Raw genomic sequence first — 16,700 nt, 5'->3', positions numbered from 1 at the left:
TGTTTACCGGCATGCAACAACAGGCTCATCTCGCTTTTACTTTTCTTCCATTATACAACAAACCCAGTACCAACAGGGTACTGGGCTCCATTTTACAGAAACTGTATTCGTTTTGCAGGACTCTCCTCATTCGGGGGCTTTTTTAGTTATTTAGTCTTATAGTAGATTAATATAGAAGTATTAAAATAAAAGGTAGAGGAGCAAACAGACTCAATTTCGATGTCCAAATCCACAATTGATGATTACCACCTTTTAGGGATTATTATTGATACATATATGCGCATTATTGCTACGAACCGCGCGCAAAAACAGATGCCAAGTGAATCCTAACCCGAATATACATAATAAGTATATGAATAAAAATATTGACAATTTCAAAGAAAAGTATAATCCTTATAGAGAGGGGTGATTAGCATTAAATTTAATTTTATCGTGTTATTTTTCGCTGTTTTTTTGACTGCACAAGCTTTTAGTTTACATTCTGCCTTTGCAAGCGATTCAAGCGTATACAACCTGGAACTCAAAAAGTGGAAAATTTACAATGATGGTACCCATTCCATGGAAACGACAACAGGACTGAACAACGCTTTGCAGTGGGCAAAAACAAACGGGAAAACGACATTTAAAGTCCCAAGCGGCACTTATTTAATCGCTGCGGGGAAACGTATCAATATGGTAAGCAATATGGTTTTAGAGTTGGATAAAAACGCAATTTTCCAAAAAGAAAAGAATAGTTTGGAAATATATGATGTGATCTACATGGGTTCTGATGTCAAGAACGCCATTGTTAGAGGAGGCACATTGCGAGGAGATCGCGATACACATGATTATTCTAAAAAAGGACTCTATACAGGAGGTACTCACGAATGGGGATATGGCATTAATATCTCTGGCGCTGAAAATGTCATTGTCGAGAATATGAAAATTGAAAAAATGACGGGAGACGGTATCTTCATTGGCGGTGTCACCATCGCAGGATCTTACATAACAACACCATTTCTAGAGCAAGGTAGTTTAGATGAAAACGGTAAGCCTATACCTGCTAAAGGCAAGATTCGCTCCGTAGGAAGAACACAAACGAATTTTGACAACAAAGCCTACAAAACACACCGAAATGTCCATATGTGGCTTCCTAAAGGTCTCACATCCGACACTTATGACATTTGTTATTACCGATCGAATAACAGCTTTATTTCATGTGAAAAAGAACGCAAAGCGTACTTCATTGGCTCTAACATTCCAGATGGCGCTGATTATTTCCGAGTGGTCTTCAATGCTTCTTCTGTTAAAAATGTAAATGTGAACCGAATGACGATAGATAACAGCAAAAATATTATCATTCAAAATAATGATATTGGTTATAATCGCAGACAGGGAATTACAGCTGGAGGCGAAGAAGTCCAAATTTTAAACAACAAGATCCATCACACGCGCGGGACTGCCCCAATGTCAGGCATTGACATCGAACCAGGATTCTTCCCTGCCATCAACCACCTTATCAAAGGTAACGAGTTTAATGCCAACAAAATTCAAATTGTACTGGCTTACGGAGAAGGAGCGATAATTGAAGACAACAATTTTATACGTGGTGATGTGCCTGGCCATGTTGGCGTTCATATTCACGAAGATTATCAGAGATCGACCGTCAATAACAATAAATTCGATGGTTCTGGACTCACCTTGCTGCCTCAAAATATCAAAGCCACAGGCAATTCGTTTAAAAACGCGCAAGTAAAATTGCTCGGAGGAAATATTGAGTTCGATAACGCAACCTTAATCGACACGAGTCTAACTTTAGGCGAAAAAGCAGGTACAAAAGCAACCAATATCAATATCACCCTCAGCGGAACAAATAAGGAGGGAGCGCTGTACCTAGGAAAAAAAACCGCTCTTCTTAAAAACGTAACGATCACAGGCGCCAGCGCAGCGAACAGTATCATTTTCGGTTATGGATCAGATGATAACATATACGAAAACTTAGTCATTGACAATGATGGCAAACAAAAGACGTTATTGACTTCAGGAAAATATTATAATTGCACACTGGATACAGCAGGCCTATCCATTAGTCGTTCCGGCAAATATTCACTTGATGATTGTGATATCACAGGAAAAAACAGTTTATTGAACGTCGAAAACATGTACGGGGATAAAATGGAGGTCATCGTACAAAACTCGAATTTTGTTCTGACAGATAAAATCGGATATGCTGCTGCTGTGTATGTGTTGGGTACGGATAAAATAAACTTTTTGAACAACACATTCACCGCAAATCAATTATCTGCGGCATCTACCCCTTTTATGAAGTTTGGGCCATACGGCTACCCTAAACTTACAAAAATCTTCAATGTCGTTGTAAAAGAGAATACGTTCCAAACCAATTTAGCTGTAAGCGGCATCCACACATCCAACGCGGGCACAGACAGCGCACCATACGTCATTGAAAACAACACCTTATACAACGCGAAGCTAGACTTAAAAAGTAATGATAGTAATAAAAACAATAAGTTGCTTCTGAATTAAAAAATAACCAAACCACCGCTATATAGGTGGTTTGGTTATTTTTTTGTTAACGGCGACTGTACGGAAATAGGTCTGGGATACAAGCAAGAAGATTTTCAATGTTTTGAGATACATAGCTCGATTAGAAGTTCTCAATCAGGCTTTCTAACGAAACCGTAATTTCTTGATCGGATTGACCAAGGGGATATATCCTCGCGGTATCATTTTCATTCACATGCTGAATATATACCGGAGTTCCTTGATAAGTTACATTTTCCATTATCGGTGATTCGGAAATTTCAATTGCTCGTTGTTTATTCATCATAGTCTCCTTCATTTTTTGATCTTAAGTAGTATCGCTATCAGTTCGTTATTTTATTCCTGCTTAAGGTTACTTCCTGAACATAACTCGTCATGAAATGAAAGCTACAGCATAGAAAAGCATGATTTAGAGCACCATAATTATTGGTCAATTCAGGACAATAACAATAATGATGGGAGGCATACTTAATGGTAAATCGAAATCTACAGCAGATCGCTGCCGATCTTCAGGAGAATCAAAAATTACAACAAGCGCAGCTAGAAGTTCAAATTGCACATCAGAAACTGCAAGAAGAAAATCAAGAATTATTAGAAGCGGAACAACTGCTGCAAGCAGAAACGCAACAAGTATTGCAAGCGCAACAACAGGTCAAACGGGAGCATCAGGACGTTCAGCAGGCTCAACAAAAGCTGCAGCAGGCTCAAGATGCAGCAATGGCTCTTCAAAACAATCCTCTTCAATAAAAAATAAAGCTTATACAGATCAAAGAGCCTTCGGATTATTCCGTTGGCTCTATTTTATTCTCGTATGCTCATCCATATTTTCTTACTCCATCGCGGCAAGCCTGGAAGCATTATGGGCCATTCGGTGGAGTGAGTTATTATGTTTATGTTTACCTATGTATTTTACTTTCACGTTCACCAAAGGATACATCCGGTGTATATGATTTAGACATGCTACAATTTCATTTCTTACTTGTTCATAATGCAGATTTGAGAAGTACTGACTCGATAAGACTTGTTCGATGCGGCTAAAATCCGTGTAAATGTAAGCGAGTTTTGGTTGATGCTCGGTTAACGCATCTGATAGAATTTCCAGGCTGTAAAGGATCGCGAGTAATTCTCCGTAATTCGAGCCTCGTTCACTTTCAATTTCGAGCCTTTTAGCGGTAACCTTTATATTTCTGTTGTAGACAAAGCAGCATGCTACGGCATAATTGTTTTGAGCAAAGAAACCAGAGTAGTCGCAATAGAGGTAGATGATGCCTTTGTTAACAATATTTTGCCTCAATCTTGGATTGGCAAAAGCTTTTTTTATTAAAAGGTCCTTGTTGGAATTCACTAGCAAATTTTCCTCCTTTATTCATAGTAAGCGTCATGCGTTTTTCGTTGCGCCTTATAAGAGGATTTCCATATCAATTAAATAAGATACGATGGCAAGGTAATCATCCGGATGAAGCTAACATATACCTTATTTGATGAGTGAATGCCTTGTTGGTGATCATCAATTTGATTAGTTACAGGAGGAGTTGCACGTATGAATGCTGGCTTCTGGATCCGGTTAGGCGCTTCCTTGTTGGACGGATTAATTGTCGGTGTCCCGTTGTTTATTATTTCTTTGCTGATTACCGGCGGACTTGACGGAAGGGAGTATTTCACGGACATTATATCCTTCCTCTACACGCTGCTGCTTCCGGTTTTTTGGAACGGTTATACGGTCGGCAAGAGGATTTGCGGCATTCAAATTCGGAAGCTTGACGGCTCAAGTCCAGGAATCGGCACGATGCTGCTGCGAAATGTCGTAGGCGGGCTTGTGTATTCTTTAACGCTTGGAATCGGGGTTATCATCAGCGCATTTATGGTTGGGCTGCGTGAGGATAAACGGGCGATTCATGATTTTATTGCAGGGACGGAAGTCGTGTTGGGGAATTAGCTATGCTTCTAAAAAAGCTTGCTGCATGAATTTGCAGCGAGCTTTTTTTGTTGTCTTATTAAATCTATTTTTGCATTCTATAATTTGTTTGAAGTAAACTAGAAGAGGTGTTACGTTGCCGAAGACATAGGAAAGCGGGGATTACATGATCGAGCACAAGAACGGAGAGACTTCACTGAAGCAAAACTCACGTCGTTTATATGCGGAGATTTTTTCCTTAAAGGATACGCTGTATAATGATCTTCTTGAACGATTCCGGGAAGATGTTTCCTTGAAAGAACATGCAGAGCAGTGGAAGTCGGGTATTATGACCGCTGCTGTCTCGACAGCGCTTTTCAGCTCAGCATTAGCGGGGAGCAAGGAGTTTCCTTATATTTATTCCTATCTGAAAATAAAGCTCCAAGCGCTTCATCCAGCAGGTGAAGCGGCGTTTGAGGATTGTATGTCCGCCATATCCAAATTGCTGAATGGAACGGATTTTCATACCGGCGCGTTCGCGGAAGGACTGGCGCTTTGGTTATATTTCAATATTAAAGGCAAAGAGTCATTTAATGAAGATGACACACTCCCGTTCCTGCTTGCCGGCCAATATATCAACCAGTATTTTTATAACTGGTTTGACAAGCAAGCCGGAGGCGAATAGGGGATTTATAAACGAAGGCCCGAATGGAAGACGCAAGCAACAAGTGTCTTTCATTCGGGCCTTTTTTTGTGCGGAATAATAGCTCGGCATGGATTGCTTTGCAGGTATGAATCTTTTAGAATAAGTAGAGAAAGCGCTTACCTTACTTTTATGAGGATAAGGATCAATTCCATTATATTAAAATGTTTGCTAGCTTTCCGGTTTGTCTAGAAGAGGAGTGATGGTTATGAAAAAGAGTTGGTACCGCCGAATGCTGCTTTCTTATTTCCCTATTTTCTTATTTACGATAACGATGCTGACGTTTTTATCTTTCCTCATGGTAAATGAAATCTCTCATAATGAAACGGTAAAGGCTGACCGTATTTCAACCGGTTATATCATGGATACATTATCTCGTTCTTTAAAAGGGATTGAGACGGATGTGCTTGAAGAAGTGGAAAAGAACGATCAATACCGCAATTTTTTGAATATAGAGCGGACAACCTCAAATCATGAGGTTATTTTCGAGGTGGTAGACAGCATGCGCGGTCTGATCGCAAATGACAGCCTGATTGACTCGATGTATGTTTATCGCATAGAAGACAAGCAGGTGTTGACACTCAGCGGTCTCGTGCCGTGGGATGATTTTGCGGATAGAGAATTTCTCGAGGATGCGCTCGCCAACGTCTCCTATCAGGGCTGGTCGCCCATTCGTCCTTATCATGAGCTAAGCATGGAGAACGATAAAAAGGTCATTTCCATGTACAAGAGAGAGCCGCTCCCGTTTGGAACGGAAGGACTTGTTGTCATCAATGTAGATATGTATGCGGTTGAAAGAATGATCCAATCGATGAAAAATGATTCCGTCACGTTTCTGCATATTCGCGATAAGGCTGGCCAAATGCTCTTTTCGACGATGAATGCAGAGGAAGAAGACGGAAAGGTTCTCAACAAGGTTGAATTAGAAATGCTCGGCTGGAATTTCGAAAGCGGTATCGCAGCGGGACAGCTCTTTTTATGGGTTTCTGTCATTTCTTACGTCTGGGTTGTCATCGGCGTGCTGACAGTTGTATTCGCAATCGTTTATATCTTGTATATTACTCGCAAAAATTATAAACCTATCCGCGTGATGATGAACCGGATCGAATCGATCCAGCTTCGCAATGACGGGCTCGGTTTGAAAATGGATGAGCTGACTCTCATTGACCGTACGCTGGAAAATTTAATTCAACAGAAAGACGATTACGAAAAAGAGCAGAATGATCACTTACTGGCCGGCAGGAAGCAGCTATTTTATGATCTTGTTCAAGGTGAAGAGTCTGCAAATGTGGAGGATCGACTGTTGAAGCTAAAGCTTCTGTCTGCGGGAATAAAGCTGGAGCAGTTTGCTTTTATCATGGTGGAGATTGGACACTACGGGAATTTCCGCAGCGGTTTTTCGGAAAGAGATCAGCATACGTTAAAATTTGCGTTGTCTAACGTATTGCAGGAGCTTGCCCGGGATGAAGGAATGTTTGCCTGGGCAGAATGGATCGGAGAAAGCCGGATGGGGATCATTATTGGTACCGTCAAAGACATGCAAGCTGCAAAGGAGTACATCCGTCAATTTGCCGAAAAAGGAGGCGAATGGGTGTCCGAAAATCTCCGCATTTCCTTGTTATTCGGAATCGGGCCTGTTCTGAAGGGCTGGGCAACTATCGGCATATCCTACAAATCAGCCGTAAATGCAATGCTTCATAAATTGTCGCTCAGCAAGGAAGCTGTCATTATGAGTGATGACCTGCCTAGGAACGCAGGGAAAAAATCGTATAAGTATATTCAGCAAGCAGCGGATTTAGTAAGGGAATTCCGGCTTTCGACGGGCCAGTGGCGTGAGCATTTGGAGCAAATATTCGAATCATTGGAAGCCGATTGCTTGAAGGATGAAGATATAAGAATGCTGCTGCAAACGATGATGGACATGCTGGGCAGCGAGCTAGGGAGCATTTCAGAGGAATTGCAAGCGTATTTTAAAGGGGAAAAAGCCGAGCAATGGAAGCAAACGGTGGATGATACGCAGTCGCTAACAGATCTGCGCAGTTTGTTTCTTGCGTATTTAACCGAGATGTATCATCACTACGTTGCTTTTTGCGAGACCAAAAACCATCATGCAATGATCACCGAAATGAAGGCTTATATCGAAGAAAATTTCGCGAATCCGGATTTGTCTTTAAAGCATTTAAGCGATCGTTTTCATATCTCGGCCAAATATGCGAGCTATCTGTTTAAAGAGGAGTTTAATATGAAATTCGTGGACTTCATCGTGCAGCTGCGCATGGAGCATGCGGAGGGGTTGCTTGCCGAAACCGAGGATTCGGTACAAAGCATCGCGCTTCAGGTTGGTTATGCCAACTCAATTACGTTCGGCAGGGTATTTAAGCGGGTGATCGGAGTAACGCCCGGCGACTACAGAAGATTGAAGCTAAAGCCGGGAAAACCCAATCAAACCGGGACTTTTTGAAAATAGTTTAGTATACGAGTATGGTTGAGTCATCCACAATATGGTAAAAAACAACGGGGTTTATCGATAAGAAACTAGTTTATTGCAGCTTGAACGATTGGCATGCCATACTGTGGTCATTCCGATACGGGTTGCATGAACGGTATGTAAGCGTTGTCTAAAAAGGTCATGCAACCTGATTCGAATACCAATCGATACGAAGAAGGGGTTGGAACGATGACTAGAAACATAATGAAAAAACGGTTCATTGCTTCAAAAACATCAATGCTTGCTTTTATGGTCGTTTGCGCTTTGTTGTTCAGCTCGTGTTCATCTAAATCCGAGCCAAATGCAGCAGAGAGCACGAACGGAAGCGGAGCTCCGGCAAAGACAGTTACGCTAAAGGTTGAAGTATTCGATCGAGGCAATTCACCTGCAGGCTCCACTATTACTGATAATTATTGGACAAAATGGATTCAAGAAAATTTTGGGGCGCCGAACAACGTAAAGTTGGAATACGTTCCAGTGCCGCGTTCAGAGGAAGTTGAAAAGCTGAATGTATTGATGGCAAGCGGCAGCAGCGTGCCGGATATCGTCTTCACGTATGATCCGAACACCTTCAACCGTTATGCAAAACAAGGCGGTTTAACCGATCTTGGGCCGCTGCTTGATGAGTATGGACCCAATTTAAAAGCTTTCTTAGGAGATGAAGTACTCGGTTACGGCAAGTTTGAAGGAACGCAATTCGCGATTCCGGCAAAACGTTCAAACATCGGTAAATATGCTTCTTTTATTCGCCAGGACTGGCTGGATAAGCTGGGCATGCCGGTTCCGAAGACAACTGATGAGCTGTATGAAACCTTGAAGGCATTTAAAGAGAAGGATCCCGGGCAAACCGGAGGACAAGTCATTCCGCTGGGTATGACAATCGCATCGGCACAGTATGAACCGCTGCTTTGGTCGTTTATTAAGACCATGACGGAAGAAGAGCAATATACGCTTACGCAGCAGCTTGGCTCCAATGATTATCCCGTTCTGCTTCCAGGATTTAAAGACGCACTTCAGTTCATGAACAAGCTTTACAATGAGGGGCTTATAAACAAAGATTTTGGGCTGGATAAAGACAAGAAAAAATTAGGCGAGGATATCTCGACAGGCAAAATCGGATTTTTCAGTGAAGATGACGTGAACATTTATTATGAGAATGGATCGTATGACCTGCTGCAAAAAAACGTGCCAGGCGCTGAAATTGCCGCCGTTGACGTATACACAAATGAAGAAGGCAAGCATGCCAAGCCAAAATATGCTCCGAATGGGCTTTATATTATGATTCCAAAGTCAAGCGAACGGGCTGTAGAGGCTATCAAATACTTGGATTGGATGACATCGGGCGATAACCTGTTCCAAATCCAAAACGGAATCGAAAACGAGAACTACACGCTGGTAGATGGAATTCCTGTTGCTATGGAAAATCCGACCGAAGAAGCGTTAAACCGGATGTATAACGTTGGCGATATGGCCATTATTTCAAACGGCAAGCAGCTTGGCAGCATGGAGAAAAATCTGAAGGCGAGAGCGCTGGCAATGCCTAAGCAGTTCCAAGAGCAAGTTGCGGTTGCCCAAGAAATTGCCAATACGGATACGATTCCACTCGTGATGATGGATCGGCCGATTGAAGCTCAAACCAAATATGCAACAACGCTGCTCGACAAGTTCAATGAAATTATCGTGAAAACGACCATGGCGAAACCCGAGCAATTCGAGAGCACTTTTGATTCGATGCTAAAGGATTATATGGCTAGCGGCGGTCAAGCTATTTTGGATGAACGGATCGCTGTTTACAAAGAGATGAAATCCAAATAAAGCGCATGTAAGTTGGGATTTGCGGTGGGAGCGGGGCCTGGCCTTGCTCCCTCGCAGAATTCAACTTCATTAGAGGAGGCAACCGCTGTGAGCATGACCGTCTATTTCCGCAGATATTGGCAGCTGTATGCGCTGCTTGTATTGCCGCTGACGTATTTCATCATTTTTAAATACGGTCCCATGTACGGCATACAGATTGCATTTAAGGATTTTAACTTTTTTCAAGGCATAAACGGCAGCGAATGGATCGGATTGGAAGCTTTCAAGGAAGTATTCGGGATGAGCGATTTCTATAAAACGCTTCGCAATACGCTGATGCTCAATTTTCTTGATCTGCTCGTATCCTTCCCGGCACCGCTCATATTAGCGATTATGCTATTCGAATTGAAGACGGCTTGGTTTAAGAAGCTGTCGCAAACCATACTTTACATTCCCCATTTTATCTCTTGGGTAATTATTGGCGGTATCGTCTATCAGGTATTTGGCACACAGTCAGGCATGATTAATAACTTGCTGACTTCGATTGGATTTGACGCGGTGCCGTTTCTCACGGATAAAAACGATTGGCTCATTACTTATCTCCTGGTTGGCGTGTGGCAAAGCGCAGGCTGGGGAACGATCATCTATTTGGCCGCGCTTACTGGTATTAATAAGGAGCTCTTTGAAGCTGCCGGCATTGATGGAGCGGGAAGGCTAAAGAGAATTTGGCATATTACTCTGCCCGGCCTAAAGCCAACCATCATCGTGCTGCTGATCATCAATCTTGGGCATATGATATCCATCGGATTTGAAAGACCCTATGTCATTGGTAATTTAGCGGTTCGCGAGTATGCGGATGTATTAAGTACTTTCGTTTACCGTATCGGGCTTCAGTCCGGTCAATATACGCTGGCAACGGTCATAGGGTTATTCCAAGCCGTCGTTGGCCTCGTATTCGTGCTTGGGGCAAATTACATTTCCAAGAAGCTGACGGATGAGAGCATCCTATAAACCTGACGCAATGAATCTCCTTTTCTTGCTAGCGACTATTTGAAAGGAGCGGACGTGATGAGAGAACAAACCGCTAACCGTGTATTTGATACGATTAATTTTATTGTTTTATCCGTTTGCACGTTGATTTGTCTGGCTCCATTTCTTCATATATTGGCTATCTCACTAAGCTCGGTTAAGCCAATTCTTTCGGGGCAAGTGAGCTTGTATCCGGTAGAGCTGAATTTTGAGGCGTATTATAAAGTGTTTTCTGACCCTGCGATGATTCGTTCACTTGGCTTCACGGTGCTGCTGACAGGCATTTTCACCGTATTGTGCATGGTGATGACGATTGCTATGGGCTATCCGCTATCTAAAAAGAAGCTGAAGGGCCGTAAAGGCTTTATGTTTATCGTCGTCATTACCATGTTCTTCAGCGGAGGCATTATCCCAGAATATATTTTAATTCGTAATTTGCATATGCTGGATTCGATGTGGGCGCTGGTGCTTCCCGGGCTAATCAATCCGTTTTATTTGATTATATTAATCTCGTTTTTCAACAATATTCCCGAGAGTCTCGAAGAATCGGCCGAGATTGACGGCAGCAGCCATTTCCGGACGCTGGTCAGCATTATTCTTCCTTTGTCGCTTCCTGTTATTACGACGCTTAGTTTGTTCTATGCGGTAGGCCGCTGGAACGGTTTTACGGACACGCTGATGTATATCAACAGTCCGGAGCTTTATCCGCTGCAGCTTAAGCTGTACCAGCTCATTCAAAACAATATGATCAGCGAGTTGATGCAGATGGAAGGCGCACAAATGGCGACGGTCGTGCCTGAAAGCTTGAAGGCAGCCAGCGTTATTTTCGCAACCGTGCCGATTTTGATCGTCTACCCGTGGCTTCAGCGTTACTTTGTAAGCGGTGTTATGCTTGGGGCTGTAAAAGGATAGCGGCATCCAGCCGTACGATATGAACGTGGCGAAAGGACGGAGGAGCATGTACGAAAAGCTTGTTGAATTAAACGATTTTTGGGCAAAAGAGGGCGCCAGCCGGCAGGTGCTGGATCAAGGCAGCCGATATTACGGGGGAGTAGCCGACGCGGAGAACGGTATCGCGTGGCCCAGCCATGGCGGCTCGCCGATGGTAATGGCGCTCTGGGTCGCAGCTTTGATCAACAAGGACTCGATGCTCCATCATGACGAGGAGCTGGCCAGCCAACTGGAGCTTGGCACGCAATATATGCTGCGCTCCCAGCATGCCGACGGCACGATATCCCCCGGATGGACCAATATGCATTCACCGCCGGATACCGCTTTTGTAGTCGTTGGGCTGGCACAGGTTTATGAGCTGCTGCGGGCGGAGCAATGGGAGCCGCTTCGGAAATCGACAGCGAATATTTTGCTCTTTCTAGAGCAGACGATTCCCGCATTATTGACAGGCGGCTGCCATACGCCGAATCATCGCTGGGTGCTGACTGCAGCGCTGGGGTATATGTACAAGCTGACGGGCCGCGCTGACCTTAAGGAAAGAGCACACGCGTGGTTGGCTGAGGGGCTGGACTGCACGGAGGATGGGGAATGGACCGAGCGTAGCAACGGCATTTACAATGCGGTCAGCGATGTTATGTTGTTCCATGCGGCTGAGCTTCTAGATAAACCGGAATTGCTCGAGCCGGTCCGCCGAAATCTGAAGATGATGGCATACATGGTTCATCCTAACGGAGAGGTCGTCACGGATTATTCGGGAAGGCAGGATTTTGGCCTCAGCTATACGATGGAAAGCTACTTTCTAGTCAGCAGGTTAATGGCACAAAGGGATTACAATCCTATATTTGAAGCGATCGCCGAGCTTGCGGGCCAATCGCTTAAACATCCAGGCTGGCTGCCTAACAATGCCATGCTCAGTTATTTATTGCGGCCCGAGCTGCGAGAGCATACCATTCATCCGGCCGAGCTGCCAACGATATACCGAATGGTGCTTAACCGTAACTTTCCGCGGAAACGTTTTTTAAGTGAAATGGATGCGGCAGGGCACGGCGGTAAAATTTATCACAGCAGATTGCATCCTGATTTTGGCGCGCCGGTTGCCCGCGAAAGAGACGGGAAAACAAGCTTAACCGTGATGGCTGAGGCGAGCTCGATGTTTGCGCTTCGGCATGGCGATGCGAAATTGCTGGCGGTACAAATCGGCACTTCCTTTGAGCCTGGGTTTGTAAAGATGAACGAATTGGAGGTGCTGGAGAAGGGCTATAAGCTGACGGCTGTCGAGAGCAAGGGTTATTACGGTCCCGTAGCGGAGGAGAATTTACCCCTGTCGGCAGGATCGGCGGTTAGTCCATGGTACTTGCTTCCCCATCATCTAAGAGAGACGACGCATTTGCAATGCCATCATGTCGAGGCAGAGCTAAGGAAAACCGAGCATGGCTGGCAGCTTCAGCTTCGTTGCCCGGAGCCTGACAGCATGATGACGCAGGTCGTTTTCGTATTTGGCAGCGAAGGATCATTTTCGGGCGAAGGGCTAACTCCCATAGAGGATGCTTATTTCTGGAAGCATGGAAACGTTCGTTATGCAGCAGGAGAGGATTGGATAGAGGTTGATGGCGGTGCGCATGAGCATTTAGTGAAAACGCTGCGGAATACAGCGATACCGGCCGGCTGCCAATCGCTTGTCGTCAATCTGATGACACCCTATAATAAAACGTTTGATATCAAGCTCTCGCCCCCTAAGGCGGATGCGGAGACCACAAACCCGCAGTCTTTGACTGATCAAGAGGAGCTGATGAAATGAGCGGATATTTTGAACCGCGCGAAAGCAGCCGCTATTGGTACGGAGACGATGACAAGCGCATCTTGGAGGTGCTTGCCGGAAGGTATGTCGGCGCTAACCCGCCCGTACCTTTTACGCTGCGTGCCTTCGCCAAATCAGGTATTTTGCAAAGCGAAAATGGTTTATATGAAATGGACCTATTTGAAAGGCTGCCGGATGCGAGGCAGGGCCAGTACGCCTATCTTTACGGGCTTGTCTGGAGCGATGACGAGCGCTCAATCGACGGCATAATAGAGCCGTTTGGCCCCATTAAACTTCTGGTGAATGAAGAGCAGGTATACCGCTCGTCCGTCGTCGATGAGCTGAAGCCAGGTGCGCAGGCAGTAATCCCCCTGTTGTTCCGCAAAGGCTGGAATCAAGTGTTAATCGAAGCGCGCAAAACAGTCGCTGGTTTTGGCTGCCGTTTCGGCGCAGATGAAGCAAAGGTACGCATTATGCAGGTACTGGCTCCTTTCTCCGGAAGAGCAGGCAGCGCAGGCTGGGTCTATTCAGAGCCCGCAGACGAATCTCGAATATTGGAAGACAACGGTTACTTTTCATTTGGAGAATCGGAGGAAGCCAGCGGTTTAAGCTGGCTTCCTCGCAGGGAATGGACAGCCGAGGAAGCTGAACGGCCGAATTGCGAGCGTTTATTCGGAAGTCCCGCTGTACCGGCTGCCGCATTTGGCTGGACAAAGTTGAATGTGCCGGGCAGAGATGCCGTCATTGTGCTGGAAGGGACCGCATATGGTCCAACGAGCATTTGGCTGGGTGGACAATTTGCCGCAGCTCTGATGAAGGCTGGGGATTTTAGGATAGAAGTAAACGCTTCTGCCGGGTACAACGAATTGTTAGTGCGTTCCATCAGCGGATCGGCAGGCTGGGGCTTTGAGCTTAGTGCCAAACAGGAAGGAAACCGTTTGGGCTTTGAAGCGCCGGCGCATATTCACGGTTACAACGGAAAGTGGCTGTTTGCTGGACCTCTCGATCCTGCTGACGCCGTAGATTCTGCGTTAGTATGCTCGACTGCAGCGCTTTTCCCGGCCGTTAATCAAAATGGAGAATTCAGCGGTTACTCGTATTGGTGGGTGGATGCTCCGCAGACGCGTGTCCGTCCCTATTACGAGAATGCGATGCTGAGCAATAAATGGACAACCGGAAGCGCGACGAACTATGGCCGCTGGGATTATCCGCTCGGCGTTACGATGTATGGGCTCCTAAAGATGGCACGCGAGCTGGAACGCAGGGATTTGATCGATTACACGCTGAGCCATATCCGCAGCTGCACGGACATGTACGACTATTCCATGTGGGATAAAGAGGAATACGGGTTCCCGTCTATTAATCATCAGCTCGTTTTGATACGAATGCTTGATAATTGCGGCTCTTTCGGTTCGGCTATGCTGGAGGCATATGCAACAGCGAGGGATCAAACTTTTTTACGAATCGCAGACCGGATTGCGGATTTCATGCTCGAGCAGCTGGAAAGGAAGGAGGATGGAGCGTTCTATCGGCAGTGTCCGGGCGAATATTCGGCAGATACGATGTGGGCCGATGATTTGTATATGAGCGGGCCGTTCTTGATCCGTTATGCATTGGCAACAGGTGAGCCGAAATCGCTTGATGAGGCTGCGAAACAATTTCTTTTATTCAAAAGCTATTTATTTATGGCAGACGAAGGCCTCATGTCGCATGTGTTCGATTTTAAATACGGAAAAGCTACGCTTGTGCCTTGGGGACGCGGAAACGGGTGGTGCTTGTTTTCCTTATCGGAGCTGCTGGAAAAGCTGCCTCCTGAACACAGCGATCGACAAGCGCTGGAAGCATTTTTTGAGGAAATGTGTGCTGGGGTTGCTGCTCTGCAGGGTGAGTCAGGCATGTGGCGTCAGGTGCTTAATCAGGCAGATGCTTATGAGGAAGCATCCTGTACGGCGATGTTTGCTTATGCGTTTGCACGCGGCGTTCGCTGTGGCTGGTTAAAAGATCAGATGGCATATACCGAAACCGCGCTGCGGGCATGGCAAGGGCTAACGAGCAGCGCAATTGACAAGCAGGGCAATGTACATGGCGTATGCAGCGGCTCTCGTTATTCCTTCTCTCCTGATTATTACATGCATGATTTGCGAACGGTCCTTAATGACAACCATGGTATCGGCATTATGCTGCTTGCCGGCGTGGAGATCATGCGCTTGAAAGCAGCGGGGCCTGCCAAGATAAAGGCGCAACCAATAGAACAAACTTGATTCCGATCATGAATGGCTGAATAAGAAATGATTGCCAATCTTCCATCACTTTGAGCATAATAGAGTATGAGCGAAAAGGCGAGCGAGGAATCGAAATGAAAGCGACCATTTACGACGTAGCTAGAGAAGCGGGCGTTTCTATCGCAACCGTGTCGAAGGTTATTAACGCTAAAGGGAAAATAAGCACGGAGCGGCGCAATCAAATTTTTGCGATTATGCAGAGGCTGCAATATCAGCCCAGTGCGATCGCTTCGGCTCTAACCAGCAAGCAGACCTTCACGTTAGGTCTGCTTATTCCGGATATTGCCAATCCTTTTTTTGCCGAAGTTGCTCGTGCTGTCGAGGATCGCGGCCATCGATTTGGCTACAGCGTCATTATTTGCAGCACGGATAATAAGGATGACCGTGTCGAACGATATATTTCTGTTTTAAAGCAAAAACGCGTGGACGGCATCATCATCGGTACAGGTCTTGAAAATAATGACATTTTACAAGATATCAGCACGATTATCCCCATTGTCGTTATCGGTCGTGAGGTAAACTCGTTTCCCGTGCATACGGTTGTAGCGGATGATTACGCCGGCGGGAGACAGGCTGCTTGCCATCTGCTAAGTCTAGGACATACGAAAATGGTGGTGCTCGCAGAGAGCCTGCAGATAAGCAGCAGCCGTGAAAGGGTTCGCGGCTTTAGACAATCGCTCGGGGAAGCAGGGATTTCGCTGCCTGACGAAAGTATTTTGGCTTGCAAAAGCGGACTGGAGGATGGGAGAGCCCGGACATCGGAGCTGCTTAGCCGAATGGACCGGCCAACCGCGCTGTTTTGCTGCAATGATTTGATAGCTGTCGGTGCACTGCAGGCCGCGAAGGAATGTGGCTTGCGTGTGCCTTTTGATTTATCGATCGTAAGCTTCGATAATACCCTATTGGCGACGGTTACGAATCCTCCGTTAACTTCGATTGCTCAGCCTATGGATCAGTTAGGAGAGGCAGCGGTTGATTTGCTTATCCAACAGTTTGCGGATTCGAACACGGTCAAGCAGCGGATTGCTCTTCGCACGGAGCTGATCGTAAGAGATTCCACAGCCGAGGTAAGTACGAGTGAAATATTGTAGTTAACACGCAGGTCATGCTAAAATTAGAAATAGCATATAAAAGTCCTATCATATTCAAAGCTCCTTTGCATGGAACTGAGCAATCAGGTCTTGCGGAGGAGATTTTTATTTTACACAGTCTTGGAAGGA

At 45.5% G+C, this 16,700-nt stretch carries 13 protein-coding genes; 11 read left to right on the top strand and 2 right to left on the bottom strand.

The genetic code is table 11. The annotated features are described in order from the left end of the window. Window positions 1-405 precede the first annotated feature (405 nt). Window positions 406-2,523 (top strand): right-handed parallel beta-helix repeat-containing protein, encoded by a 2,118-nt coding sequence (locus RCO25_RS03395; protein ID WP_308994723.1) that lies wholly within the window; start codon window positions 406-408, stop codon window positions 2,521-2,523. Window positions 2,524-2,644: 121 nt separating this feature from the next. Here the strand turns inward: RCO25_RS03395 and RCO25_RS03390 are convergent, their stop codons facing one another. Continuing rightward, the gene (locus RCO25_RS03390; RefSeq protein ID WP_308994739.1) at window positions 2,645-2,824 is read right to left on the bottom strand and encodes an H-type small acid-soluble spore protein; all 180 of its coding nucleotides are present in this window, start codon (window positions 2,822-2,824) and stop codon (window positions 2,645-2,647) included. 188 nt (window positions 2,825-3,012) lie between these two features. Between RCO25_RS03390 and RCO25_RS03385 the strand changes: the two genes are divergently transcribed. Beyond that, window positions 3,013-3,288: a hypothetical protein gene (locus RCO25_RS03385; protein ID WP_308994722.1), complete on the top strand. Its 276-nt coding sequence runs from the start codon at window positions 3,013-3,015 to the stop codon at window positions 3,286-3,288. A gap of 82 nt (window positions 3,289-3,370) precedes the next feature. Here RCO25_RS03385 and RCO25_RS03380 read toward each other — a convergent pair whose 3' ends face one another. Then, window positions 3,371-3,886 carry a hypothetical protein gene (locus RCO25_RS03380; RefSeq protein WP_308994721.1) on the bottom strand — a complete coding sequence of 172 codons (516 nt, stop codon included), beginning with the start codon at window positions 3,884-3,886 and terminating at the stop codon, window positions 3,371-3,373. Window positions 3,887-4,081: 195 nt separating this feature from the next. Between RCO25_RS03380 and RCO25_RS03375 the strand changes: the two genes are divergently transcribed. The 9 genes from RCO25_RS03375 (at window position 4,082) to RCO25_RS03335 (ending at window position 16,571) form a co-directional block, all read left to right on the top strand. Then, a complete protein-coding gene (locus RCO25_RS03375; RefSeq protein WP_308994720.1) occupies window positions 4,082-4,477 on the top strand; it encodes an RDD family protein in 396 nt (131 codons plus the stop codon). Between the two features lie 145 nt (window positions 4,478-4,622). Then, a complete protein-coding gene (locus RCO25_RS03370) occupies window positions 4,623-5,120 on the top strand; it encodes a hypothetical protein (RefSeq protein ID WP_308994719.1) in 498 nt (165 codons plus the stop codon). Window positions 5,121-5,346: 226 nt separating this feature from the next. After that, entirely contained in the window at window positions 5,347-7,599 is a 2,253-nt protein-coding gene (locus tag RCO25_RS03365; protein ID WP_308994718.1) for a helix-turn-helix domain-containing protein, read from the top strand. Between the two features lie 216 nt (window positions 7,600-7,815). Further along, window positions 7,816-9,441 carry an extracellular solute-binding protein gene (locus tag RCO25_RS03360; protein ID WP_308994717.1) on the top strand — a complete coding sequence of 542 codons (1,626 nt, stop codon included), beginning with the start codon at window positions 7,816-7,818 and terminating at the stop codon, window positions 9,439-9,441. 87 nt (window positions 9,442-9,528) lie between these two features. Then, entirely contained in the window at window positions 9,529-10,431 is a 903-nt protein-coding gene (locus RCO25_RS03355; RefSeq protein ID WP_308994716.1) for an ABC transporter permease, read from the top strand. A 57-nt stretch (window positions 10,432-10,488) separates the two neighbouring features. Further along, window positions 10,489-11,361 (top strand): carbohydrate ABC transporter permease, encoded by an 873-nt coding sequence (locus tag RCO25_RS03350; RefSeq protein WP_308994715.1) that lies wholly within the window; start codon window positions 10,489-10,491, stop codon window positions 11,359-11,361. A 46-nt stretch (window positions 11,362-11,407) separates the two neighbouring features. Continuing rightward, on the top strand, window positions 11,408-13,198 hold the full coding sequence (locus RCO25_RS03345; protein WP_308994714.1) for a hypothetical protein: 1,791 nt from the start codon (window positions 11,408-11,410) through the stop codon (window positions 13,196-13,198). Then, the gene (locus RCO25_RS03340) at window positions 13,195-15,459 is read left to right on the top strand and encodes a glycoside hydrolase family 88/105 protein (RefSeq protein ID WP_308994713.1); all 2,265 of its coding nucleotides are present in this window, start codon (window positions 13,195-13,197) and stop codon (window positions 15,457-15,459) included. The genes RCO25_RS03345 and RCO25_RS03340 overlap by 4 nt, the downstream gene beginning before the upstream one ends. Window positions 15,460-15,554: 95 nt before the next feature. Beyond that, the gene (locus RCO25_RS03335) at window positions 15,555-16,571 is read left to right on the top strand and encodes a LacI family DNA-binding transcriptional regulator (protein ID WP_308994712.1); all 1,017 of its coding nucleotides are present in this window, start codon (window positions 15,555-15,557) and stop codon (window positions 16,569-16,571) included. Window positions 16,572-16,700: the final 129 nt, after the last annotated feature.

Origin of the sequence: Paenibacillus sp. LHD-38, assembly GCF_031157315.1 — a bacterium.
Lineage (GTDB): Bacteria > Bacillota > Bacilli > Paenibacillales > Paenibacillaceae > Pristimantibacillus.
This window is presented reverse-complemented; position numbering and strand designations above follow the sequence as displayed.